The following is a 22,903-nucleotide window of genomic DNA, read 5'->3' on the forward strand; positions in this document are numbered from 1 at the left end:
TCCCGGGACGACCGGCCCGTCGTCCTTCCGCGGATGCGCCGTCCGCGGGGCTCGATGCCCCAAGGATGGCTCCTCCGTCGAAGGTCACCGCGCGTCGGCCAGCACCCGCTCTGCTCCCTTCCAGCCCATCAGCATGGCCGGAGCATTTGTGTTCCCTGCGATGATGTTCGGAAACGCGCTCGCGTCGATCACCCGCAGACCGCCCAGCCCGTGCACGCGAAGACCCGCATCCACCACCGAAGACGACGCATCCGGTCCCATCCGGCAAGTGCAGCTCGGGTGATAGACGGTCCCCGAACGGGCGCGGAAATCATGGATCAGCTCTTCATCCGACTGCACCTTCGGCCCTGGCCGCAGCTCTTCCTTCACAAGCGCCGCCATCGCGGGCTGGGCCGCGACTTTCCGCAGGAACTTCACCGCCGCTAGCATCTCCTCGACGTCATGGTTCGTCAAAAACGCATTCGCGGTGATCACCGGATGATCCTCGGCCCGACCCGTACGCAGCCGGATATGGCCCCGGCTGGTGGGTCGGCAATTCGACAACCCGATGGACAGGCCCGACCAGGGGTCCGGCGTCAGCAGCGGCCGCTCGCCCTCACGCGGGATCAATGTTGAAAAGGCCTGGAAATACAACTGCATGTTCGGTCGGTCGAGGTCCGGACGCGTCCGGAAGAACCCCCCGGCGTGGTTGATCGACTTGGCCAACGGGCCGCCGCCGCCTAGAAAGTACTGCATCCCGGCGCGCAGCTTGCCCCACCAGGGCCGCAGCTCGTCATTGTAGGTCGGCACCTTCATCGCCCAGGTGTAGTTGATCCCCTGGTGGTCGCTCAGATGGTCGCCCACATTCGCATTGTCCCTGATTACCGGGATGCCCAGCCCCTGCAACAAGGCCCCCGGCCCGATCCCCGACAGCTGCAACAGCTGCGGCGAGTTGATCGCGCCCCCCGCCAGGATCACCTCGCCCCGTGCCCGCAGCACCCGCGTCTCGTCGCCCCGGCGGTATTCCACGCCCACGGCCCGGCCACCCTCGATCACGACCCGCGTCGCCAGCGCGCCTGTCACCACCCGCAGATTGGACCGCTTCATCGCCGGCCGCAGGAAAGCCCGCGCGGCCGAATTCCGCCGCGCCCCCTTGATCGTCATCTGGTAGATGCCCGCGCCTTCCTGCCGGGCCCCGTTGAAATCGGCGGTCGGCGCAAGGCCCGCCTGTTCGCAGGCCTGCAGATACATGCCCACCAGCGGATGCAGCCCCGCCCGGTTGGCCGAGACGAACAGCGGCCCGCCCTGCCCGCGCCAGTCGTCGGCACCGGCCTCGTTGTCCTCCATCGCCTTGTAGGCGGAAAGACACTCCTCCCAGCCCCAGCCCGGATTGACGCCCCAGTCGTCGTAATCCGCCTTGTGGCCCCGGATGTAGACCATCGCATTGATGCTGGACGACCCGCCGAGAATTTTCCCCCGCGGCCAATGATCCCGCGCGCCGTTCAGGCCCGGGTCGGGTTCGGTCTTGTAAAGCCAGTTCACCGCCGGGTCGTAGAACAGCTTGCCATACCCCAGCGGCAGATGGACATAGAACCTCCGGTCCGACCCGCCCGCCTCCAGCACCGTGACCTTGTGCTTGCCATTGGCCGTCAGCCTCTCGGCCAGAACGCAGCCCGCGCTGCCCGCGCCCACGATGATGTAGTCGGTCTCGTCCATGTCAGTCCCCGGCACCCGACCGCGACCCTAACGGCGGGTCAAAGGCCGAACCGTCCGGTTTGCGACACCGGATGTCGCGCATGAATGGCTCCTGCGTCACGACTTCGTCGTCTCGTCGCGGGGTCGCCCGGCGAAGAGCCCTAGGACGCGACCTCGAAAGTCGGGGCATAGTCCACCGGGAAGTTCACCGACCGCGCGATGAAGCAGACCTCGTGGATGCGGTGATGGATCGCCTCGGCGGCGGCAAGGTCCGTTCCCGGCTTCACCACCACATGCGGCCGCAGGGTCGCCTTGACGAACCGCCCCGCGCCACCACGGCCGACCTCACCCACGCCCACCGGGCTGTCGGAATACGAGGTCACCACGATCCCCGCATCGCTGGCATAATGCAGATACCACAGCATGTGACAGGCCGAGAGGGCGCTCAGCAGCAGATCCTCCGGGTTCATCTTCGTGGGGTCCCCGCCCAGGAGGGGATCGTTCGAACAATGCACGGGTGCCTTCCCCGGCACTGCGATGTCCCAAGTCCGGTCATAAGCCTTGTAATGCGCCGTCCCCTCGCCCCGGTTGCCGGTCCATTCAATGCGGGTGGTGTAGTCGTGTGTGGGCATGGTTGAGTCCTTTGCGGGGATGAAGGCTAACCGTATTCCGCGTGCCGGGCCACCCCACGAACGAAAGGAAAACATCGCCTTGGCAAAGCCGCCCCGGCGTGGCATGGAAGGCCCCCCAGTATTGCACAGGAGACGCAAGGATGCCCACCGGACATGTCTTCATCGCCACCAGCCTGGACGGTTTCATCGCCCGGGCGGACGGCAGCCTCGACTGGCTGATCTCTCCTGCTCATGAGGGGGAGGATCATGGCTATGACGCCTTCATGGCAAACATCGACGCTATCGTCATGGGGCGCGGCACGTATGAGGCGGTTCTGGGCTTTGACGCCTGGCCCTATGACAAGCCGGTTCTGGTGCTGTCCCGCCAGCTTGCAGGAAGCGAACCGCCTGAGGGTTTGCAAGGCAAGGTGACCTTCGCCGATCTGTCCCCGCAGGCGGCGATGGATCATCTGGGCCAGCAGGGGGCCGCCCGCGTCTATGTCGATGGCGGCCAGATCGTGCAGGCCTTCCTGCGCGCGGGTCTAGTGGCGGACATGGTCCTGTCGCGCATTCCGGTCCTGATCGGCGCGGGGCGCAGCCTGTTCGGCGCGGTCGACCGCGACCTTGCGCTGGTCCATCAGGCCACGACCGCATTCCCCTCGGGCCTCGTGCAGTCCCGCTACAGTGTCGTCGGGTGAAGGGGCCTCACCGCCCCTTCCAAACCGGATCGCGCTTTTCTGCAAAGGCCCGCGCGCCCTCCAACTGGTCCTCCGACGAATACAGCCGGTCCACCGTCGGCATCTGCCGCTTGGTGATCCGGTTCAGCGCGTCCTGGAAGCGCATGTTTTCCGCCTCGCGCACCACTTCCTTGATCGCCGCATAGACAAGAGGCGGGCCGCTTTCCAGAAGCCGCGCCAGATCCCAGGTCTTGGCCATCAGCTCCTCGGGCGCGCAGATTTCCTTCACGATCCCCCAGCGATGCGCTTCTTCGGCGTCGAACCAGCGGCCCGTCAGCAGCAGGTCCATCGCCACATGATAGGGAATGCGCTTAGGCAACTTGATCGAAGCCGCATCCGCCACCGTGCCCGACCGGATTTCCGGCAGAGCAAAGGTCGCGTTGGTCGAACACAGGATCAGGTCCGCCGAGAGCGCCAGTTCCAGCCCCCCGCCGCAGCAGATGCCCTGCACCGCCGCAATCACCGGCTTGTTGAGGTTCGGCAGCTCCTGCAGCCCGCCAAAGCCCCCAACCCCATAATCGCCATCCACCGCATCGCCCTCGGCCGCAGCCTTCAGGTCCCAGCCGGGGCAGAAGAACTTCTCGCCCGCCGCGCGCAGGATGCAGACCCGCAAGCTGTCATCGTCGCGGAAATCCCGGAACACCAGACCCATCACCCGGCTGGTCTTCAGGCTGATCGCGTTGGCCTTCGGCGCATCCAGCGTGACCTCCAGGATCGCCCCTTCCCGGCGCGTCTTCACCGGGCCTTCCGTCCGCATCTGCATCTCTGGCATCACGCCCTCCTCACCAGCGCATCTACCGCCACGGCGCCCACTTCGCGCACCATGACCGGATTGATCTCGATTTCCTCCAGGCTGTCGTCACCCAGCATCAGGCTCCCCAGCCGGACCGCCATCGCCGCGACCGCACCCATGTCCGCGCGCGGCCGCCCACGATACCCATCCAGCAACGGCCAGAGCCGAAGGCTCCGCGCCGCTTCCAGCACCTGCGCCTCGGTCGCGGGCCAGACCAGCGTCACCGTATCGGCCAGCACCTCGGCCGTCACCCCGCCCATCCCCAGCGTCAGTGTCACGCCATAGACCGGGTCACGCCGCAGGCCCAGCAGCACCTCGGCCACCGCGCCCGTCACCATTTCCTCGACGAGATAGCCCGTGGCCCCCGGCATCTCCGCCTGCCCGTCCAGCGAGGTCAGACCCAGTCGCACCGCCCCTGCCTCGGTCTTGTGCGCAAACCCAAGGCCTTTCAGCGCGAAAGGCGCGGTCAACCCCGCCACATCCAGCGCCGGCAGGCTTGTCCCCGTCACCGCTCTCGGCACCGCAACCCCTGCCCCGGCCAGAAGCGCCTTGCCCTCCGCCTCGGTCAAAAGGCGCGTCTCGCGCGGGGCCAGCGTGGCGACAGGCCGCCATCCCGGAACGCCCGGCTGGGTCTGCGCCGCCTTGATCGCCGCCAGCGCCGTCTCCAATCCCAGAAGCGCACAGACGCCCTCGGCCATCATTGCCGTGACGCGCCCCTCGCCGAAGTTCTCGGCCATCGAGGCGACCGGGAAGGCAATCTTTCCGGTCGCCTTCTGCGCGTCGACAATCGCCCGGAACGCCGGGTCATAGCCCGAGGGGTCACACCGATCCGCCCGGGGGCTGTCGATGATGTAGATCCCCGCGTCATAGGCATCGAGCATCGCCGAGAAGACTTCGGTCGTCTTTGGCCCGTCGCCCCAGATGAAGGTGTGATAATCTAGGGGGTTGGAGATTGTGGGTATCTCGCCCAGCACGGCGAACAGCCGGTCATGCGTGGCCTTGGGAACCGGCGGGAAGTCGATCCCGTAGGGCGCGGCAAGGTCGGCGACCAGCCCCGCTTCACCGCCCGAACAGGACAGGGAACAGATCCGCGTCCCGATCTGAGGCCCATGAAGGTGGAAGATCTTCAGCGTCTCGATCAACTCGCTTGGCGTGTTCACTTCCGCCACCCCGATCTGCCGCAGCAAGGCACTCGACGCCGCCCCGCCCCCGGCCAGGGATGCGGTATGGCTTGCAGCCGCCGTCCGCGACAGCTCGGTCTTCCCCGACTTGATTGCCACGACGCCCTTGCCCATCCCCCGCGCCTTCTCGGCCAGCGCGGCAAAGGCCGGGGCATCGTCGATCCCCTCGATATACAGTCCCACCGCTGTCACCCGCGGATCGTCCAGAAGCGCGCCAGTCAGTTCCGCAAGGCCCACGACGGCGGCATTGCCAAGACAAGCGACATAGGCCACCGGCAACCCGCGCTGCTGCATGCCCAGGTTGATGACGATGTTCGACGACTGGCTGACCAGCGCCACGCCCTTGTCCACAGGGATGCCGCCATGCTGGTCCGGCCAGAGAAGCGCCCCGTCCAGGTAGTTGATGACCCCATAGCAGTTCGGACCCAGGATCGGCATGTCCCCCGCCGCCGCGACAAGCTTGTCCTGCAAACCCGGCTCACCAGCCTCGGTCCAACCACTGGCAAAGCAGATCGCCCCGCCTGCCCCCAGTGCGGCGAGATCCGCAACGACATCAATGGTGGCGAAACGGTTCACCCCGATGAAGGTCGCATCCGGCGGCGCGGGCAGGTCGGCCAGCGAGGCATAGGCCTTCAGCCCTCCGATCTCGGCCTTTGTCGGATGTACCGGCCAGACCGGGCCCTTGAAGCCCATCTTCTGGCACTGCTCGATGACATTCAGCGCCCAACCCGCCCCAAGGACGGCGATGTGGCGCGGGCGGAGGAGGCGGTCGAGGCGGCTCATGCGAAGCCTCGCTTTGCTGCATCAGCCCCGGGGCGCTGCCCCGGACCCCGGGATACTTGAGGACAGAAAATGGGAACACCCCGCCCCGGAACCCGAAGCGAGGTGCCATTTCCTGTCGCGGTCATCGGCGTCCCCGCCTGTACCGCTCTTGCAGAGTCGCGCATCAACGTTAACGCGCGGTTACCAGAGATGAGGGAAGCCTGCATTTTCTGTCCTCAAATATCCTCGGGGGGTCCGGGGGTGTGAAACCCCCGGTCCGACGATTCAACCCCCGACCGCCCTCAGCAATTCCCGGCTGATGATGTGCCGCTGGATTTCCGAGGTGCCTTCCCAGATCCGCTCCACGCGGCTGTCCCGCCAGATGCGTTCCAGCGGCAGCTCGTCCATCAGCCCCATCCCGCCGTGGATCTGGATCGCCTCGTCGGCAATGTGGGCCAGCACTTCGGTCGCCTTCAGCTTGGCCATCGACATATCAGCCTCGGTCACCGTGCCCTGGTCGTATTTCCAGGCCGCCTCCCGCGTCAGCAGTTCCGCCGCTTTCAACTCCATCGCCATGTCGGCCAGCTTGAAGCTCACCCCCTGAAACTTGCCGATCTGCTGGCCAAACTGTTTCCGCTCGGCCGCATAGGACACTGCATGGCCCAGCGCGCGCTCGGCCCGGCCAAGGCAGGTCGAGGCCACCTGCAGTCGGGTCGCGCCCAGCCAGCTGTTCGCCACTTCAAACCCCTTGTGCACCTCGCCCAACACGTTCGCCGCAGGCACCCGGCAGTCGTCGAACTCCAGCACCGCGTTCGTGTAGCCCCGGTGCGAAACGTTCCGATACCCCTCGCGCACCGTGAAGCCCGGGGTCCCCTTGTCCACGAAGAACGCCGTGATCAGCTTCTTCGGCCCGCGCGGGGTCTGTTCCTCGCCCGACGCCATGAAGCAGATCGCAAAGCCCGCCAGGTCCGCGTGGGAAATGAAGTGCTTGGTCCCGTTCAGCACCCAGTCCCCACCATCCTGCCGGGCACTGGCCTTCATTCCCCGCAGGTCCGACCCCGCGCCGGGTTCGGTCATCGCCAGGCAATCCCAGGTCTCGCCCCGAATGCAGGGCATCAGGTACCGCTCGCGTTGCTCCGCATTCCCCGCCAGCAGGATGTTCGACGGCCGCGCCACGCAGGTCCAATGCAGCGCATAGTTCGCCCGGCCCAGCTCCTTTTCGTAGAGAAGCCAGGACAGCGTATCGAGCCCCGCGCCACCTACCTCCACCGGCATGTTCGCCGCATAGAGCCCCGCCGCCATCGCCTTCTGCTGGATCTCCCGGATCAGCTCCACCGGCAGGACACCCGTCCGCTCGACCATCTGCTCGTGCGGGTACAACTCCGCCTCGACAAAGGCCCGGGTCGTATCGACGATCATCTGCTGTTCTTCGGTCAGTCCGAAATCCATGCCATCCCCCTACGGGTCTACGTTGTAAGTCATGCCGTCCACCGCCAGCGCTTGTCCTGCGACCATGCGCGCGCCGTCGGACGCGAGATAAACCGCCATGTCGGCCACATCCTCCGGGTCGGTCAGCCGCTTCAGCGCCGTCCCCGAGGCGTAGCCCTGCCGCACGGCGTCCGGGGTCATCCCCTTGGCTGCCGCTTCCGCCTCGATCACCCGGTCGATCCGGGGGCCATTCACCGAGCCCGGACAGATCGCATTCGCCCGGATGCCATGCGGCCCGAGTTCCATCGCCACGGTTTTCATCAGCCCGATGACGCCCCATTTTGCCGCCACATACGGCGCGCGGAACGGGGTGCCATAAAGGCCGGAGGTCGAGGAAATGAAGATCAGAACCCCTTTGCCCGCCGGTTTCATCAGCCGCGCCGCGCCCCGCGCGCAGAGCATCGCGCCGTCAAGGTTCACCCCAAGGCACTGGTGCCAGCCTTCCAGCGGCATCTCCTCGATCGCCGCCGTCGGCCCCTTGATCCCGGCATTGGCGATGGCGACGTCCAGCCCACCCCAGTCGCCCGTGACCTCGGCAAACAGCACCTCCATCGCCGCCTCGCTGGAGGCATCGCAGACCGTTCCTCTGATCCCCGGAGGCAAGCTTGCCACCGCAGCCTGATCCACGTCCGTCACCCAGACCCGGTCGCCCAAGGCGGCAAAGGCCCGGGCCATTACCAGCCCGATGCCATTGGCCCCAGCGGTGATCAGGACGCGGCGGGTCACTTCGGCTGACCGATGGCCCGGCCTGCGCCCTCGGGCAGGGGAAGCCCCGCATGGGCCTTGGCCACCGCTTGCAGGTTGTTCCAGACCTCCGCCGAGGCCGGAACCGTCTTGCCCGCTTTCATGTCGACGTGCAGGCACAGCTGCTCCACTGTCGCCACGCAAGTGTCGCCCTTCATGATCCGCACGAAGCTGCGGAAGCGCTTTTCGTCAGCGGAAATGATCTGCAACTCACCCCGCAGCTGGTCGCCCAGCTTGGCTTCGCCCAGATGGCGGATATGCGTCTCGGCCGAGTAGTAGGAGTGCCCCGCCGCCACATAGTCCATCCCCGCGCCGATCATGCGCAGGAAATTGTCCACGGTTTCCGAGTTGGCAAAGTAATACCGGCTTTCGGTCATGTGGCCGTTGTAATCGATCCAGCCCGGCAGGACCTGGCCCTGCCACATCACCAGCGGCGTGGCCTTGGCCCCGCTATCCAGCCCCTGCGCCATCTCGGCGTTGAAGGCCGCCGCGCGGCGTTCGTCGTGCTCGCGCAGCACCTTGCCCGCGCCCCAGTTCCGCTCTTTCAAGGCCCGCAGGAAGCCCACCAGGTTGCGGTCGCGGATGCGTTCCAATTCCCGGATGCCATACATGCCGGACTGCGCGTCGGACTGGTTGGCCACCAGATCCACCAACTCGTCATTGAACTCCGGCACGTCCATCAGCTTGGTCCAGGGCCACTTCAGCGCCGGGCCGAACTGGGCCATGAAGTGCCGCATGCCGGCCTCGCCCCCGGCAATGCGGTAAGTCTCGAACAGGCCCATCTGCCCCCAGCGCAGGCCGAACCCCATGCGGATCGCCTCGTCGATCTCCTCGGTCGTTGCGATGCCATCCTTCAGCATCCACAGCGCCTCGCGCCAGACCGCCTCAAGGAAGCGGTTGCCGATGAAGGCGTCGATCTCGTGCCGGATCACCAGCGGGAACATCCCGATGTCCTTCATGATCCGCACGGTCTTCTCAACCACCGCCGGAGGGTTCTTCTCGGACCCCGACACCTCGGACAGGGGCAGCAGGTACACCGGGTTGAACGGATGCGCGACAATGATGTTCTCCGGCGCGGGTGAGCCCTTCTGCAGGTCAGACGCCTTGAAGCCCGAGGTCGAAGACCCGATCAGCACCCCCGGATTGGCCTGCTGCAGCCGGGCATAGACCTTGTGCTTCAGCTCGATGCGCTCGCTGACGGATTCCTGCACATATTCCGCGCCGTCCACCGCTTCGCCGATGGTGCCGTGGAAAGTCAGCTTGCCCTCTGGCGGCATTGGCACATCCGACAGCGCAGGCAGCGCTGCCCGGGCGTTCGCCATCACCGCTGCGATCTTGCGCTCCGCCTCCGGATCGGGGTCGAAGACGCCCACGTCCCAGCCGTTCAGCAGGAACCGCGCGGCCCAGCCGCCGCCGATCACACCCCCGCCGATGATTGCTGCCTTCCTGTTCATTGCCGCGTCCCTGATCCCTGATTCATTTCTTCACTCGACCCAACCGTCACCCCGTCGGCGGGTTTGCGGTAATCGCAGGCAAAACGCCGATCGACGACCGAGACAGGCCCCGTCCGTCCGCCATCCCGCCCGCAGCGCGCAACTGCCTCGCGGCTATCGTCTATGACGCGGGCGAGACAGATTTCCCGACCTGCCAGGCCGTCCAGCGGTGCCGGACTGGTGCAGTCAACCTCGCCCAGCGGAACACCCGCTGGCGTGTACCACTGTCCATCCTCGACACATGCCGACAGGACCAGCAGACTGATGACCGCCCCAAGGGGCCAGGCCGCGCCAGATGCCCGCATCCCCCTACTTCGCCACTGGCGCCCGCTTTTCCAGCTTCAGCTTCGCCCGGACCTCGGCCGGGGTAATCACCCGCGCCCCAAGGTTTTCGACAATTGTCGCCGCACGCTCCACCAGCTGGGCGTTGGTCGCCAGAACCCCCTTCTCCAGCCACAGGTTGTCCTCCAGCCCCACCCGGACGTTGCCCCCGGCAATGGTCGCCGCCGCGACATAGGCCATCTCGTTGCGACCGAGACCGAAGGCCGAGAAGTGCCACCCGGCGGGCACGTTGTTCACCATCGCCATGAAGGTGTTCAGGTCATCGGGCGCACCCCACGGCACGCCCATGCACAACTGCACCAGCACCGGATCAGGGATCACCCCTTCGGAATGCAGCTGCTTGGCCAGCCACAGATGCCCCGTGTCAAACGCCTCGATCTCGATCCGCACCCCCGCCGCCGTCATCCGCCGCGCCATGTCGCGCAGCATGCCCGGCGTGTTGACCATCACATAGTCGGCCTCGGCAAAGTTCATCGTGCCGCAGTCCAGCGTGCAGATCTCCGGGCGGCATTCGACGATATGCGCCACCCGCTCCTCGGCCCCGCACATGTCGGAAATCGCGGCCATCTCGGTCATCTTCTCGGTGCCGTCGAAATACATGTCCCCGCCCATCCCGGCGGTCAGGTTCAACACGACGTCGGTATCGCTGTCGCGGATACGCTCCGTCACCTCGCGGTAATAGTCCAACCGGCGCGAGGGCTTTCCCGTCTCCGGGTCCCGCACATGGCAATGCACCACCGCCGCCCCCGCCTTCGCCGCCGCAATGGCGCTGTCGGCGATCTGCTTCGGCGACCTCGGCACATGGGGGCTACGGTCCTGCGTCCCGCCCGAACCCGTAACGGCGCAGGTGATGAAGACTTCCTTGTTCATGTTCAGCGGCATCGCGGACCTCCCTCGGGCTTTGTCCCACCATAGCCCGCTTGCAAGCCAGCGCTTTGCAGATTACGAAATCCGGATGACGGAAAATGCCATCTTCCAGCCCTCTGACCAGCCGCTCACCATCGCGCTTCTGGTCCTGCCGCAAGCCTCCATCCTGGAGGTGGCAAGTGCCCTCGACCCCCTGCGCAACGCCAACCGGCAGCTCGGGCACGAGGCCTACCGCTGGCGTGTCGTCTCGCCGGAAGGAGCCCCCGTCCCCCTGACCTGCGGCATTGAACTGCCCTCCTCCGGCCCCCTTGCTCACGCAGTGGGCGCGGACGCCCTGATTGTCATCGCCGGCTACCGCCTGAACGAAGTCGCCACCCGCCCCCTGATCCGCGACCTCCGCCGCATAGCCCCGCGCTTCCAACTCGTCGGCGGCATCGACGCCGCCCCCTGGGTGCTGGCCCGCGCAGGCCTCCTCGACGGGCACCGCGCCACCGTGCACTGGGAGGACCTCGAAGACCTCGCCGCCGCACACCCGCATGTCGACGTCGTCCCCGACCGCTTCGTGATCGACAGCAACCGCGTGACCATCAGCGGGGCAGCCCCGGCCCAGGACTTCATGCTTCACCTTATCCGCAGCCGCCACGGCGCGGCTCTCGCCCGACAGGTGGCCGCCAGCTTCCTTGCCACCCATCGCCCCGGCCATGAACCCCAGACCGGCGCTCAGGATCCCGCGCTAGATCCCCGCGTGGCACAAGCCTTGGCCCGGATGGAGGCGCGCATCGACACCCCGGAACCCGCCTCGGCCACTGCAAAGGCCGTGGGCCTTTCCCCAAGACGCCTTGAATCCCTTTTCCGCGCCGCCCTGGGCAGCACGCCCGCCGCCCATGCCCTTGACCTGCGGCTGCAGGCCGCGCGGCGGATGCTGACCGACACGCGCCACCCGATCGCCGAGGTCGCCCTGCGCACCGGCTTTTCCAGCCCCTCGACCCTGTCCCGTGCCTTCCGGGCCCGCTTCGGCCAGCCGCCAAGCAGCCTGCGCTAGGACGCATCCTCGTTCTCGGCCCTTTCCTGCACCACGCGGCGCAGCGGGGCCATCAGGACCAGTGTCAGCACGGTGACCAGGCTCAGGATCACTGCGATATCCAGTTGCCCGTACCCGACCGCCGCGCCAATGGCCCCCGTCGCCCAAAGGCTCGCCGCCGTCGCCGTGCCCTTCGCCCGGTCCCCCTGCTTCAGGATCGCGCCCCCGCCGATGAAGCCGATCCCGGTCATCAGCCCCTCCATGATCCGCGAATGCTGCTCCGACGTGGCCCCCAGCACCTCGATGGCGATCATCACGAAACCGCAGGCCGCCATCGCCACCAGCGGAAAGGTCCGCAGGCCCGCGCTGCGTTCTTCCCGCTCGCGGTTCCAGCCGATGGGCAGCGCCAGCACATAGGCCACCGCCAGCGCCACCAGATGCGCCACCGCCCGTTCCGAATTCCAGGTCAGATACTGCTCCATGCTCGGTTCCTATGCGGCGTCCAGTAGCCCCCGGCCCTTGAGCAGCGCCTCGACCCCCGGCATCTTGCCACGGAATTTCAGATACAGCGCCTCGGCATCCTCTGACCCGCCAGCGCTCAGGATGAAACGCTCCAGCCGCTGCGCGGTTTCCGGATCGAAGGCATCGCCCGTCTCTTCGAAGGCCGCGAAGGCATCGGCGTCCATCACTTCCGACCACATGTAGCTGTAGTAGCCGCTGGAATAGCCGTCCCCGCTGAACACATGCGCAAAATGCGGCGTCGCGTGGCGCATCCGGATCGCCCGGGGCATTCCCAGGGACTCCAGTACTTCGGCCTGTCGTTGCATCGGGTCCGTCGGGGGCGCCCCGGTGTGGAACTCCAGATCGACCATGGCGCTCGCCACGAATTCCACCGTGGCAAACCCCTGGTCATAGGTCCCCGCCGCAAGCAGTCGCTGCAACATGTCGGCAGGCATCGGCTCGCCCGTCACATGGTGCTTCGCATGGGCCTCCAGCACCGAAGGCACCTCCAGCCAGTGTTCGTACAACTGGCTTGGCAACTCGACGAAGTCGCGCGCGACAGAGGTCCCGCTGATGAACCCATAGGTCACATCCGACAGCATCTGGTGCAGCGCATGGCCGAACTCGTGGAACAGCGTCCGCGCGTCATCGTAGGACAGAAGGCACGGGTCGCCCTTGGCGAAGTTGCAGACGTTGACCACGATGGGCCGCTGCTCGCCGCCCAGCTTGCGCTGCGACCGCATCGCCGAACACCAGGCGCCCGACCGCTTGGACCCGCGCGCGAAGTAATCCCCCAGGAACACCGCAACATGGTTGCCGCCGCGGGTAACCTCCCACCCCCGCACGTCCGGATGGTAGAACGGCCCCTCGATCTCGCGGAACTCCAGACCGAAAAGCCGCGTCGCGCAATCGAACATCGCCCCCAGCATCGCGTCCAGCGACAGGTACGGCTTCAGCGCCGCCTCATCCAGATCGTGCTCGGCCTTCCGCCGCTTCTCGGAGTAATAGCGCCAGTCCCAAGGCTCCAGCGGCGCGGGCAGGCCGTCCGCCTTCAGCATTGCTTCCAGGATGCCCGCATCCGCCAGCGCCTTGGCCCGCGCGGGCTGCCAGACCCGCATCAGCAGGTCGCGCACCGCATCCGGCGTTTTGGCCATCTCCGGCTCAAGCTTGAAGGCCGCGAAATCGGCGTAGCCCAGCAGCTGCGCCCGCTCGGCCCTCAGCGCCAGAATTTCCGCCGCAATCGCCCGGTTGTCGGTCTCGCCCCCATTGGCCCCCCGCGCGACCCAGGCCTCATAGGCTTTCTCGCGCAAGGCGCGGTTCGGCGAGAACTGCAGGAAAGGCACGATCAGGCTGCGGCTCAGCGTCACGACCGGTCCAAGCCCCTTTTCCGCCCCAGCCGCCTTGGCCGCCTCCTGCACGAAACCCGGCAACTCGGCCAGGTCACGCTCTGAAAGCTCCATGTGCCACGACCGTTCATCCGCCAGCAGGTTCTGCCCGAACTGCGTCCCCAGGACCGCCAGCCGCGCCTTGACCGCCGTCAGTCGCTCGGCCGCGGTCCCTTCCAGCGCCGCCCCGGACCGCACGAACATCTGCCGGTACAGCTCCAGCACCCGCGCCTGTTCGGATGTCAGACCCAGCCAGTCGCGCCCCTGCCACAGCGCCTCGATCTTGGCCCACAGCGCCTTGTTGTTGGTGACCTCGCTGGAAAACGCCGACATCTTCGGCGCCAGTTCCCGCATCAGCGCCTCGCGCGCCTCGGTGCTGTCCGCGCCCGCAAGGTTGTAGAACACCCCCGCCACCCGGTCGAGATCGCCCTCCGCCAGTTCCAGCGCCTCGATCACCTCGGCAAAGGACGTCCCCGGCCCATCCGCAATGCCCTGGATCGCCGCGCGAGCCCTCGCCAGCGCCTCGTCGAAGGCAGGCCCGAAATCCTCGTCCCGGATCGCCGCAAACGGCGGCAAGCCGAATGGAGTGTTCCATTTTTCCAGAAGCACGTTCATCGCAGATCTCCTTTGCGGCGAACCTAGGCTCGCAGCTTCCCAAGGTCCACCCTTGCCCATGCCACAAATACTCCGGGGTTTGGGGTGGAACCCCTCCGCCCGAGGAGGAGGCGCAGCCCGACGACGAGACAAAGGACTTGCGCGCCAGCGCTCCGCCTAATTCGCGTCCCGCCCGCGCGACCGCATCCGCGCTTCGAACCGGCGCAACACCAGCGACAGGCCGATGGTCATCACCAGATACAGGAAAGCCGCCACGTTGTAGGTCTCGAAATAACGGAAGTTCCCTGCCGCCGTGACCTTGGCCAGCTGAGCCACATCCGAAATCCCCAGCACCGCCACCAGGCTTGAATCTTTCACCATTGCCACAAAATCATTGCCCAGAGGCGGCAGGATCAGCCGAAAGGCTTGTGGAAATCGAACATGCCGGAACCGCTGCCAGCCGTTCAGCCCCAGGGCCTGCGCCGCCTCGATCTGGCCCTTGTCCACCGCCTGCAGCCCCGCCCGGAAGATCTCGGCCAGGAAGGCGGAATAGGCCAGCATCAGCGCCAGGACCGCCCGCCACAACAGGGGCACGTCCCGTGTCCGCATCACCTCGTCCCCCGCCAGCGCGTTCACCCCTGCCACCACGCCCGGCACCAGCACGAAGGCCACATACAGCAGCAACACGATGATCGGCACGCCCCGCATCACCTCGATGTAAAGCCGCGCCGACTGCCGCAGGACGATGCGCTTCGACATCCCCATCACCGCCAGCCCCAGCCCGATGGCGCAGGCCCCCAGATAGGCCACCACCGCCACCGCCAGCGTCACCACCAGCCCCTTCGACAGCACCCGCAAGGCCCCGGCATAGAACGGGTCCGCCAGCATCTTGTACAAAAGCCAAAGGCCGGTGACCGCAAGGATCACCAGCCACCAGGGAAAGTCCTTCTCGGGTTCGGCGTTGGGGGCCATCAGATCGGGGCCATCAGGTTGCCCCCGGCCACACCGACCGGGGGCCGCCCTTCATTCGCCCATCTTGTATTCGACGAACCACTTCTGGTTCAGCGCATCCAGCGTGCCGTCCGCCTTCATCGAGGCAATCGCCGCATTCATCGGCGCCACCAGGTCCGAGCCCTTCGGGAAGATGAAGCCGAAATCCTCCGACGCCAGCGGCTCGCCGATGATCTTCAGCCCGCCGTTCGACGCCGTGACATAGCCATTCGCCGCCGTCGAATCCGACAGCGTCAGGTCCACATCCCCCGCCTTCAGCGCCTCAAGCCCGGCCCCGAAGGTCTCGAACTTGATGACGCGGGGGTTTTCCTCGTTGCCGTCCAGGATGTTGTAGATCGCGGCATAGAAGGGCGAGGTCCCGGGCTGGGCCGAAATCAGCAGCTCGGGGATCGCCGCGAACGAGGCCGCATCGGTGAACCGCTCTTCATCCCCACGCACGATCATCAGCATTTCCGACCGCATGTAGGGCTCGCTGAAATCGACCTTCTCCTTGCGCTCGTCCTTGATGGTGATCCCGGTCATGCCGATGTCGTACTGGCCTTCCGACACGGCGGGAATCATCGCATCCCAGCTGGTGTTCTCGTATTTGACCGTGATGTTCAGCCGCTTGGCGATTTCCGCCATTGCGTCATACTCCCAGCCCACGGCGGCGCCATCCTTGTCCAGGAACTGCAGCGGCGGATAGGCGTTCTCGGTCACGACGACGACCTCGCGACCCGCCAGGTCCGGCAGGTCCTGGGCAAGCGCAGGCAGGGCGGCAAGAGACAGGCCCAGAAGGGCGGCAGCAGACAGTTTCATGGGTTAGCTCCCGTTGGAATTATCAAGCGCCGACTATGCCATTCCCAAGGCGCGATGCAAGGCGGCAAGAGCAGGCCCCGGACTTTGCCGCGAGCGTCACCTCGCCCCCTTTCCCTGCCCTGAAATCCGGTCCACCCTGCCCCTGCAGAAGGAGCGCCCGATGGACCCCGCCACACTCACCGCCGCAGGCTTAGCCGCCCTTGTCCGCGCCCGCCAGCTTTCGGCCGAGGAGGCGACCCGTGCCACCCTCGCCCGCATCGACCGGCTGAACCCCGGCCTCAACGCCATCGTCCAGCGCCGTGACGACGCGGCGCTAGAGGAGGCCCGCGCCATCGACGCCCAGATCGCCCGGGGCGAGGACCCCGGCCCGCTTGCCGGTGTTCCGGTGACCGTCAAGGTCAACATCGACCAGGCGGGTTTTGCCACGACGAACGGCCTCCGCATCCAGAAGGACCTCATCGCAACCGAGGACAGCCCGCCCGTCGCCAACCTCTGCCGCGCAGGCGCCATCATTGTCGGCCGCACCAACACACCGGCCTTTTCCCTCCGCTGGTTCACCCGCAACTCCCTCCACGGCGCAACGAAGAACCCCGCCTTCCCCGCCCTCACACCGGGAGGCTCCTCCGGGGGTGCCGCCTCCGCCGTCGCCGCAGGCATGGGCCCCCTCGCCCACGGCACCGACATCGCCGGGTCGATCCGCTATCCCGCCTACGCCTGCGGCATCCACGGCCTCCGCCCCGGCCTTGGCCGCGTTCCCGCCTTCAACGCTACTGTGGGCGACCGGCTGATCGGCGGGCAGCTGATGGCCGTCTCCGGCCCCCTCGCCCGTTCCGCGTCTGACCTCCGCCTCGGCCTCCAGGCCCTCTCCCACCCCGACCCGCGCGACCCCTGGCACACCCCCACCACCCCGGCGCCCTATCGCAAACGCGCCGCCCTCGCCCTCACCCCCGACGGGCTGCAAACCGATCCGACGATCCAGAAGGCCCTGACCGAGACCGCAAAGACCCTCGAATCCCATGGCTGGGAGATCGGCACTCCACCCCTCCCGCCCTTCCGCGAGGCGATGGAGTTGCAACTCACTCTCTGGCTCTCCGAATTCGGCCTTGGCGGCACCGAGGCCATCGCCCGCGAGGCCGACCCCGACGCGACCTTCGTCCACCGCGAACTGACGAAACTCGCCCCGGCACCGACCCTGGAAACCTTCATGAAGGCGCTCCAGTCCCGCGCCCGCCTGGCCCGCCTCTGGCGCATGTTCTTCGCCGACTGGCCGGTTGTTCTTACCCCTGTTTCAGGCGAACTTCCATTCCTCGACCACTACGACACCTCGTCGCCGCAAGCCTTCGCCAACGTGATCGAGGCCCAGATGCCCCAGATCGCCCCACCGTTCATGGGCCTCCCCGGCCTTAGCGTCACCACGGGCCGCACTGCAACCCACCCCAGCGGGATCCAGGCCCTCGCCGACCGAGGCCGCGAAGACATCCTCCTCGACCTCGCCGACCTGCTCGCCCCTGAAATCCCCGCCGTGACCCCGTAGGTCGGGGTTTACCCCGACTCCCTTGCACGACTCAGCCCTGCGGCCCCATCCTTGTCTCGCTTGCCAAGGGGGTCCACATGCCCACCACGCGCTACGACCCCCAAGAGGTCCTCGCCTTCTGGTTTCCCGACACCGGCTTCTGGACCGACCAGAAGCTCTTCGCCCAATGGGTCTACGACCGGATGCAGGGCGGGATGGACCACGCGATCTGCAGCCGTTTCGCCGACCTGACACTGGCTGCTGCAAGGGGAGAGCTCGACCACTGGGCCGAAGCCCCGCGCGGCCGCCTCGCCCTTATCCTCGTCCTTGACCAGTTCCCCCGCTCGCTCTGGCGCGACAGGCCCGCGGCCTTCGGCCAGGACATCAAGGCCACCCGCCTTGCGCTCGAAGGCATCCGCAACGGTCACGCCAAGGCCGTCGCGCCCTGGGAGCGGATGTTCTACGCCATCGCCTTGGGTCACTGCGAAGGCCCGGACCACCTGGACCGGCTCGCGCTCATGGAGGCCTTCTGCAATGACCTCATCGCCGACCTTCCGCCCAGCCTCCCCGAAACAGGCGCCAGGATCCGCGCCCAGAACGCCCGCGTGCGACAGGTGATCGAACGCTTCGGTCGCCACCCGCATCGCAATCACATCCTCGGCCGCATCTCGACGCCCGAGGAAGAGGTCTACATCGCCACCGGCGACTTCCCGCATGTGGCCAAGGGCCCGCGACCCGACTGACGGACCCGCAAAGGGTGCGCTGAAACGCACCAATTCAAGGTCAATCCGCCATCAACCAAGCCCTTAACGCGCAGTAAATGGCCACGTCCAAGCCATTGATCTCAATTAATTTCCAGAAAATGTCCACCGTGGACACACCTCAGTGCGTCCCCCCGCAGACCTCACAATCCGCCCGTTTCTTCACCCCGATCACCCGCGTCTCCATATAGAGCGCATCGTGGATCATCAGCCGCCCCGCCAGCGTCTCCCCGGCCCCCGTGACCCACTTCACCGCCTCCATCGCCATCATCGACCCGATGACCCCCGGCAGGGGCGCCGCCACCCCGGCCTCGGCACAGGTCGGCACCAGACCCGGCGCAGGCTTCACCGGGAAGACGCAGGCATAACACGGCCCACCCTTCTTCGGATCGAACAGCGACACCTGCCCCTCCCACTGCGTGATCGCCCCTGAAATCAACGGCACCCCCGCCGCCACACAGGCCCGGTTGACCAGGTACCGCGTGTCGAAATCATCCGTCCCGTCCAGCACCAGATCGTAGTCCCGGACAAGGTCGACCGCGATCTCCTCGGTCAGCTTCCGATGGTAGGGCCGCACCTCGATGAACGGGTTCAAGGCCCGCATCGCCGCCTCGGCCGAGAAGACCTTCGGCATCCCGATCCGCCCGTCGGTGTGGATCACCTGCCGCTGCAGGTTCGACCCTTCCACCACGTCGTGGTCAATCACCCCGATGGTCCCCACTCCCGACGCCGCAAGATACAGAAGGACCGGCGACCCAAGCCCCCCCGCCCCCACGACCAACACCTTCGCCGCCTTCAGCCGCTTCTGCCCCGGCCCCCCGATCTCGCGCAGGATGATGTGGCGGGCGTAGCGGTCCAACTCGGCCTCACGGAACGCCCCCGTTGCCGGAGCGGCCCCCGGCTCCACCACCTTCCGTCGCCGGACCGCCCGCAGGACCTCGCGATAGCCCAGCACGACCGCCGCCAGCAGACCGAACACGGTCCAGCCCCGGAAATCGCCCCCGACCAACCGTGCGAACGGATTCTCGCCCTGGATCGGCAAATGCGCGATCATCAGGATCACCCACCACCCCCCGGCAAACCAGAGCCAGCGTGTGCCCCAGCCCCGCCAGCGACCAAGCGCCCAGATCGCGACAAAGCCGAGCAGTCCGATCATGACCTGAACCCGGTCGACCCGAACCCGCCGGTCCCCCGCTCGGTCTCCTCCAGCGCATCCACCACGGCAAAGCCGACCTGCACCACCGGCGCCACCACTGCCTGCGCCACCCGGTCACCATGCCGGATGGTATAGGGCTCGAGTCCGAGGTTGATGAGCGATACCCCCAGCGGGCCGCGATAGTCACTATCGATCGTCCCGGGCGTGTTCGGCAGGGTAATCCCGTGCTTCGATGCCAGACCCGACCGGGGCCGGATCTGCATTTCATAGCCTTCGGGGATCGCCACCCGGATGCCGGTTGGACAGATCGCCCGCCCCATCGGCAAGAGCGTCAGTCCCGCCTCGCGCGCTTCGGCCGGGAAGTTCGCGCACAGGTCCGCACCCGCGGCCCCTGCCGTCTGATAGGTGGGCAAAGGCAGGCTCTGGTCAGCCCAGTCTTCCCAAAGCACCTGCACAACCGGCCCCATCGCCCCGCCTTTCATCTGTCCTCGATTATCCCCGCCGGAGGCTCCAGCGCCGCACCTAGCGCAGTGCCTCGGCAATCCGCGCCGCGAGCTTCCGCGCGACCTCGTCCTTGCCCATCCGCGGCCAGGTCTCGGCCCCCGTCTCGGAAATCAGCACCACCGCGTTCTCGGACCCGCCCATGATCCCCGTCTCTGGCGACACGTCGTTCGCCACGATCCAGTCGCAGCCCTTGCGCGCCCGCTTGGCCGTGGCATGGGCCACCACGTCCGTGGTCTCTGCCGCAAAGCCGACGACAAGGCCGGGCCGTTTCGACCCCTTCGACACCGTCGCCAGGATGTCGGGGTTCTCAGCAAATTCCAGCGCCGGGGCCTTTCCCGAGCCGTCCTTCTTCATTTTCTGCGCACTCGCATTGGCTACCCGCCAATCCGCCACCGCCGCCGCCATCACCGCCGCATCCGCAGGCAGGGCCGCCTCCACCGCTGCCGCCATCTCGCGCGCCGTCTCGACCCGCACCACCTCTACGCCGGACGGCGGCGGCACCGATGCAGGTCCGGTCACATACGTCACCCGCGCCCCCAGATCGCGCAGCGCGGCGGCCAAAGCTGTGCCTTGCGCGCCCGAGGAGCGGTTGGCGATATAGCGCACCGGATCAATGGGTTCATGCGTCGGCCCGGACGTCACGACCACATGCTTTCCCGCCAAGACCCCACCGCCCAACGCCGTCGTGATCGCATCGACGATCTCCAGCGGTTCGGCCATCCGGCCCTCGCCCGCCTCGCCGCTTTCGGCCATCTCGCCCCGGTTGGGACCGACAAAGCGGACACCATCCGCCTGAAGCTGCGCGTGGTTGCGCCGGGTGGCCGGATGCGACCACATCGCCGGGTTCATGGCCGGGGCCATCAGCACAGGCTTGGTCGTCGCCAATAGGACTGCGCTTGCCAGATCCCCCGCCAGACCCTGCGCCAGTTTGGCCATAAGGTCTGCCGTCGCCGGGGCAACCACAATCAGGTCAGCCTCGCGCGACAGGCGGATATGGCCCACGTCCTGCTCGTCCTGCCGGTCGAAGAGGTCGGTGAACACATGATCCGCCGTCAGCGCGCCCACCGACAGGGGCGTAATGAACTGCTGCGCTGCCACGGTCATCACCGCGCGGACCGAGGCGCCACGTTCCCGCAGGCGACGGATGAGGTCCAGCGCTTTGTAGGCCGCGATCCCGCCGCCGATGATCAGAAGTATCCGCTTGCCAGCCAGCATCGGCAGGTCTCCCTTGGCCTGACCCAAGGTGTAGGTCCCGGGCGCGGCAAACTCAAGCGCGCGGGGCGATGCGGTCGATCTCCTCGGCGACCAGCACCTGCAGCCGCCACAAGCCCCGGTCCCGGATGCCGCGCGCTTCAAGCTGGGTCACGGTGTTGAGAAGATACTCAGCCGCCGTCCCCCAATGGCCACAAGCCCGCGCCAGCACCTGAGCCACCTCTGCGGCGGGCAGGCGGCCTGCATAGTTCGGCGAGGCGCGGTTCATCACAAAGCCCAAGGCGGTCTCTACTCCCCGCTCGGTCTGAACCGTCAGCCAGCGCGGCATGGAACTGATCGGCTTCACCGTGAACTCGCGCCGGAACAGCCGGTCCAGCTGGCCGGCAAGGTCCTCGGGCGGCAGATCCAGCACCACGCCCCTGCATTGCCCGCCGCGGTCCAATGCCATCATCAGACCCGGCTGGTCGACCGAGGCCCGGAAGCGCGTCATGCGCAGACAGAAGGACCTGTGCCAGCCCTGCGCCACGGCAGCGCGTTCGGCGGTGTGGGGGATTTCCGGCTTCCAGATCAGCGAGCCATAGGCGAACAGCTGGACAGGCCGACCCTCGGACGGATTGCTGGAGAGGATGCGCTCGACCCATTCGGCACAGTCCGCGTCGGTCTGCTGGACAACGCCGGGAACCGGCCCCGGGTCCGCGACGGCCCGATGCACCCGGGCGATATGATCCTGGGTCAGGCGAAGCGAGGATGACATGACCAGCTCCGACGGCGGAAATGTCGACAGGGTCCCCGGTCACCCGCCCGGCGTCAAGGGTCAGGCCAGGAAATGCCGCACTTCGCGCGACTGCGTTTCCAGCGACCGGCGCATCTTGGCGAAGGCGGCGGCTTCCAACTGGCGGACCCGCTCTTTCGACAGACCCAGTTCCTCGCCGAGCGATTCCAGCGTCCGTCCCTCGTCCTTCAGCTTGCGTTCGGCGACGATGTAGCGTTCCCGCGCATTCAGGCCCTGCATCGCCTTGACCAGCCAGCCGCGAAGGCGTTCGCCGTCATGGGCGGTCTCGACGGCTTCGTCGGCCTGCACGCCGTCATCTTCCAGCGCGTCGATCCACTCGCGCCCGTCCTCGTCGGACGACTGGGTCGCGTTCAGCGAATAGTCCGACCCTGAAAGCCGACCTTCCATCATCTCGACATCGGCAACCGGCACGCCGATGTCGGCTGCCACCATCTGGCGCAGCTGATGCTGGTCCAGCACCTCGCCGCGCTGCGAGGCCTCACGCTCCAGCTTGGCCTGCACCCGGCGCAGGTTGAAAAAGAGGGCCTTCTGGCTGGAGGTCGATCCCGTCCGCACCATCGACCAGTTGCGCATGACGTAGTCCTGGATCGAGGCCTTGATCCACCAGACGGCATAGGTGGAAAACCGCACACCGCGGTCGGGGTCGAACTTGTCGGCGGCCTTCATCAGTCCAAGGCTTGCCTCCTGGATCAGGTCGTTCATCGGCGCGCCATAGCGGCGGAACTTCGCGGCCATCGAAATCGCCAGGCGCATGTAAGCGGTGATCAGCCGGTGCAGCGCGCGTTCGTCGCGGAAGTCGCGCCAGGCCCTGGCCAGACGCACTTCGGTTTCGGCATCAAGAAGCTCTGCCTTCATCGCTTGGCGCGACATGCTGAGGTCGGTATATCCGTCAAGTGCCATGGCCACCTCCTGATCCTGTCGTGGCGCTTTCGCCTGTTCTTTGCCTTTCATACGGAGCCAAC

General features: G+C 66.8%; 21 protein-coding genes. 4 read left to right on the forward strand and 17 right to left on the reverse strand.

All coding sequences use genetic code 11. The features are described from left to right. Positions 1-84 precede the first annotated feature (84 nt). Entirely contained in the window at positions 85-1,695 is a 1,611-nt protein-coding gene (locus E8M84_RS11475) for a GMC family oxidoreductase (RefSeq protein WP_137111333.1), read from the reverse strand. A 140-nt stretch (positions 1,696-1,835) separates the two neighbouring features. After that, positions 1,836-2,306: an OsmC family protein gene (locus E8M84_RS11480; protein ID WP_137111334.1), complete on the reverse strand. Its 471-nt coding sequence runs from the start codon at positions 2,304-2,306 to the stop codon at positions 1,836-1,838. 140 nt (positions 2,307-2,446) lie between these two features. Here E8M84_RS11480 and E8M84_RS11485 point away from each other — a divergent pair, with 140 nt between their 5' ends. Beyond that, on the forward strand, positions 2,447-2,983 hold the full coding sequence (locus E8M84_RS11485; RefSeq protein WP_137111335.1) for a dihydrofolate reductase family protein: 537 nt from the start codon (positions 2,447-2,449) through the stop codon (positions 2,981-2,983). 7 nt (positions 2,984-2,990) lie between these two features. Here E8M84_RS11485 and E8M84_RS11490 read toward each other — a convergent pair whose 3' ends face one another. From E8M84_RS11490 to E8M84_RS11515, 6 genes are all read right to left on the reverse strand, one after another. Next, positions 2,991-3,794 (reverse strand): carnitinyl-CoA dehydratase, encoded by an 804-nt coding sequence (locus E8M84_RS11490; RefSeq protein ID WP_240790360.1) that lies wholly within the window; start codon positions 3,792-3,794, stop codon positions 2,991-2,993. Further along, on the reverse strand, positions 3,794-5,779 hold the full coding sequence (locus tag E8M84_RS11495; protein WP_137111336.1) for an acetate--CoA ligase family protein: 1,986 nt from the start codon (positions 5,777-5,779) through the stop codon (positions 3,794-3,796). The genes E8M84_RS11490 and E8M84_RS11495 overlap by 1 nt, the downstream gene beginning before the upstream one ends. A gap of 264 nt (positions 5,780-6,043) precedes the next feature. After that, positions 6,044-7,207, reverse strand: a complete 1,164-nt coding sequence (locus tag E8M84_RS11500; RefSeq protein ID WP_137111337.1) for an acyl-CoA dehydrogenase family protein — start codon at positions 7,205-7,207, stop codon at positions 6,044-6,046. Positions 7,208-7,216: 9 nt separating this feature from the next. Next, complete coding sequence (locus E8M84_RS11505) at positions 7,217-7,972, reverse strand: SDR family oxidoreductase (RefSeq protein ID WP_170971909.1); 756 nt, start codon at positions 7,970-7,972, stop codon at positions 7,217-7,219. After that, the gene (locus E8M84_RS11510; RefSeq protein ID WP_137111338.1) at positions 7,969-9,444 is read right to left on the reverse strand and encodes a carnitine 3-dehydrogenase; all 1,476 of its coding nucleotides are present in this window, start codon (positions 9,442-9,444) and stop codon (positions 7,969-7,971) included. The genes E8M84_RS11505 and E8M84_RS11510 overlap by 4 nt, the downstream gene beginning before the upstream one ends. Before the next feature lie 348 nt (positions 9,445-9,792). Then, positions 9,793-10,707, reverse strand: coding sequence for a 3-keto-5-aminohexanoate cleavage protein (locus tag E8M84_RS11515; RefSeq protein WP_137111339.1), 915 nt, complete (start codon positions 10,705-10,707; stop codon positions 9,793-9,795). 73 nt (positions 10,708-10,780) lie between these two features. On the opposite strand from E8M84_RS11515, the gene E8M84_RS11520 reads away from it, so the two are divergent. Further along, complete coding sequence (locus E8M84_RS11520; RefSeq protein WP_137111340.1) at positions 10,781-11,734, forward strand: GlxA family transcriptional regulator; 954 nt, start codon at positions 10,781-10,783, stop codon at positions 11,732-11,734. Here E8M84_RS11520 and E8M84_RS11525 read toward each other — a convergent pair. The 4 genes from E8M84_RS11525 to E8M84_RS11540 all read right to left on the reverse strand — a co-directional run bounded on the left by E8M84_RS11525 (position 11,731) and on the right by E8M84_RS11540 (position 16,002). Continuing rightward, positions 11,731-12,195, reverse strand: a complete 465-nt coding sequence (locus E8M84_RS11525) for an MgtC/SapB family protein (protein WP_137111341.1) — start codon at positions 12,193-12,195, stop codon at positions 11,731-11,733. The two genes, E8M84_RS11520 and E8M84_RS11525, sit on opposite strands and share 4 nt — an antisense overlap. Before the next feature lie 9 nt (positions 12,196-12,204). Beyond that, a complete protein-coding gene (locus tag E8M84_RS11530) occupies positions 12,205-14,214 on the reverse strand; it encodes a M3 family metallopeptidase (RefSeq protein WP_137111342.1) in 2,010 nt (669 codons plus the stop codon). A 156-nt stretch (positions 14,215-14,370) separates the two neighbouring features. Further along, positions 14,371-15,165 (reverse strand): amino acid ABC transporter permease, encoded by a 795-nt coding sequence (locus E8M84_RS11535; RefSeq protein ID WP_137111343.1) that lies wholly within the window; start codon positions 15,163-15,165, stop codon positions 14,371-14,373. A 51-nt stretch (positions 15,166-15,216) separates the two neighbouring features. Then, entirely contained in the window at positions 15,217-16,002 is a 786-nt protein-coding gene (locus E8M84_RS11540; RefSeq protein WP_137111344.1) for a transporter substrate-binding domain-containing protein, read from the reverse strand. 160 nt (positions 16,003-16,162) lie between these two features. Between E8M84_RS11540 and E8M84_RS11545 the strand changes: the two genes are divergently transcribed. Then, positions 16,163-17,536 (forward strand): amidase, encoded by a 1,374-nt coding sequence (locus E8M84_RS11545; protein WP_137111345.1) that lies wholly within the window; start codon positions 16,163-16,165, stop codon positions 17,534-17,536. Between the two features lie 77 nt (positions 17,537-17,613). Further along, a complete protein-coding gene (locus E8M84_RS11550) occupies positions 17,614-18,258 on the forward strand; it encodes a DUF924 family protein (protein ID WP_137111346.1) in 645 nt (214 codons plus the stop codon). A 139-nt stretch (positions 18,259-18,397) separates the two neighbouring features. Here E8M84_RS11550 and E8M84_RS11555 read toward each other — a convergent pair whose 3' ends face one another. From E8M84_RS11555 to E8M84_RS11575, 5 genes are read right to left on the reverse strand one after another with little or no spacing between them, the layout of a single operon-like run. Then, positions 18,398-19,432, reverse strand: coding sequence for a HesA/MoeB/ThiF family protein (locus E8M84_RS11555; protein ID WP_137111347.1), 1,035 nt, complete (start codon positions 19,430-19,432; stop codon positions 18,398-18,400). Then, positions 19,429-19,899: a dUTP diphosphatase gene (gene dut, locus E8M84_RS11560; RefSeq protein ID WP_137111830.1), complete on the reverse strand. Its 471-nt coding sequence runs from the start codon at positions 19,897-19,899 to the stop codon at positions 19,429-19,431. Before dut ends, E8M84_RS11555 begins: the two co-directional genes overlap by 4 nt. 55 nt (positions 19,900-19,954) lie before the next feature. After that, positions 19,955-21,151: a bifunctional phosphopantothenoylcysteine decarboxylase/phosphopantothenate--cysteine ligase CoaBC gene (coaBC, locus tag E8M84_RS11565; protein ID WP_137111348.1), complete on the reverse strand. Its 1,197-nt coding sequence runs from the start codon at positions 21,149-21,151 to the stop codon at positions 19,955-19,957. Positions 21,152-21,203: 52 nt separating this feature from the next. Continuing rightward, positions 21,204-21,902: a gamma-glutamylcyclotransferase gene (locus E8M84_RS11570; RefSeq protein ID WP_137111349.1), complete on the reverse strand. Its 699-nt coding sequence runs from the start codon at positions 21,900-21,902 to the stop codon at positions 21,204-21,206. Positions 21,903-21,962: 60 nt separating this feature from the next. After that, the gene (locus E8M84_RS11575; protein ID WP_137111350.1) at positions 21,963-22,841 is read right to left on the reverse strand and encodes an RNA polymerase factor sigma-32; all 879 of its coding nucleotides are present in this window, start codon (positions 22,839-22,841) and stop codon (positions 21,963-21,965) included. Between the last annotated feature and the right edge of the window lie 62 nt (positions 22,842-22,903).

This window comes from Rhodobacter sp. SY28-1 (genome assembly GCF_005222785.1).
Taxonomy (GTDB): Bacteria; Pseudomonadota; Alphaproteobacteria; order Rhodobacterales; family Rhodobacteraceae; genus Tabrizicola.

Coding starts and splice junctions, on each gene's coding strand:
- E8M84_RS11570 (WP_137111349.1), bottom strand. CDS start 21,902: ATGTCATCCTCGCTTCGCCTGACCCAGGATCATATCGCCCGGGTGCAT.
- E8M84_RS11555 (WP_137111347.1), bottom strand. CDS start 19,432: ATGATCGGACTGCTCGGCTTTGTCGCGATCTGGGCGCTTGGTCGCTGG.
- E8M84_RS11480 (WP_137111334.1), bottom strand. CDS start 2,306: ATGCCCACACACGACTACACCACCCGCATTGAATGGACCGGCAACCGG.
- E8M84_RS11485 (WP_137111335.1), top strand. CDS start 2,447: ATGCCCACCGGACATGTCTTCATCGCCACCAGCCTGGACGGTTTCATC.
- E8M84_RS11525 (WP_137111341.1), bottom strand. CDS start 12,195: ATGGAGCAGTATCTGACCTGGAATTCGGAACGGGCGGTGGCGCATCTG.
- E8M84_RS11520 (WP_137111340.1), top strand. CDS start 10,781: ATGACGGAAAATGCCATCTTCCAGCCCTCTGACCAGCCGCTCACCATC.
- E8M84_RS11495 (WP_137111336.1), bottom strand. CDS start 5,779: ATGAGCCGCCTCGACCGCCTCCTCCGCCCGCGCCACATCGCCGTCCTT.
- E8M84_RS11575 (WP_137111350.1), bottom strand. CDS start 22,841: ATGGCACTTGACGGATATACCGACCTCAGCATGTCGCGCCAAGCGATG.
- E8M84_RS11550 (WP_137111346.1), top strand. CDS start 17,614: ATGCCCACCACGCGCTACGACCCCCAAGAGGTCCTCGCCTTCTGGTTT.
- E8M84_RS11535 (WP_137111343.1), bottom strand. CDS start 15,165: ATGGCCCCCAACGCCGAACCCGAGAAGGACTTTCCCTGGTGGCTGGTG.
- coaBC (WP_137111348.1), bottom strand. CDS start 21,151: ATGCTGGCTGGCAAGCGGATACTTCTGATCATCGGCGGCGGGATCGCG.
- E8M84_RS11490 (WP_240790360.1), bottom strand. CDS start 3,794: ATGCCAGAGATGCAGATGCGGACGGAAGGCCCGGTGAAGACGCGCCGG.
- E8M84_RS11545 (WP_137111345.1), top strand. CDS start 16,163: ATGGACCCCGCCACACTCACCGCCGCAGGCTTAGCCGCCCTTGTCCGC.
- E8M84_RS11515 (WP_137111339.1), bottom strand. CDS start 10,707: ATGCCGCTGAACATGAACAAGGAAGTCTTCATCACCTGCGCCGTTACG.
- E8M84_RS11540 (WP_137111344.1), bottom strand. CDS start 16,002: ATGAAACTGTCTGCTGCCGCCCTTCTGGGCCTGTCTCTTGCCGCCCTG.
- dut (WP_137111830.1), bottom strand. CDS start 19,899: ATGGGGCCGGTTGTGCAGGTGCTTTGGGAAGACTGGGCTGACCAGAGC.
- E8M84_RS11510 (WP_137111338.1), bottom strand. CDS start 9,444: ATGAACAGGAAGGCAGCAATCATCGGCGGGGGTGTGATCGGCGGCGGC.
- E8M84_RS11475 (WP_137111333.1), bottom strand. CDS start 1,695: ATGGACGAGACCGACTACATCATCGTGGGCGCGGGCAGCGCGGGCTGC.
- E8M84_RS11530 (WP_137111342.1), bottom strand. CDS start 14,214: ATGAACGTGCTTCTGGAAAAATGGAACACTCCATTCGGCTTGCCGCCG.
- E8M84_RS11500 (WP_137111337.1), bottom strand. CDS start 7,207: ATGGATTTCGGACTGACCGAAGAACAGCAGATGATCGTCGATACGACC.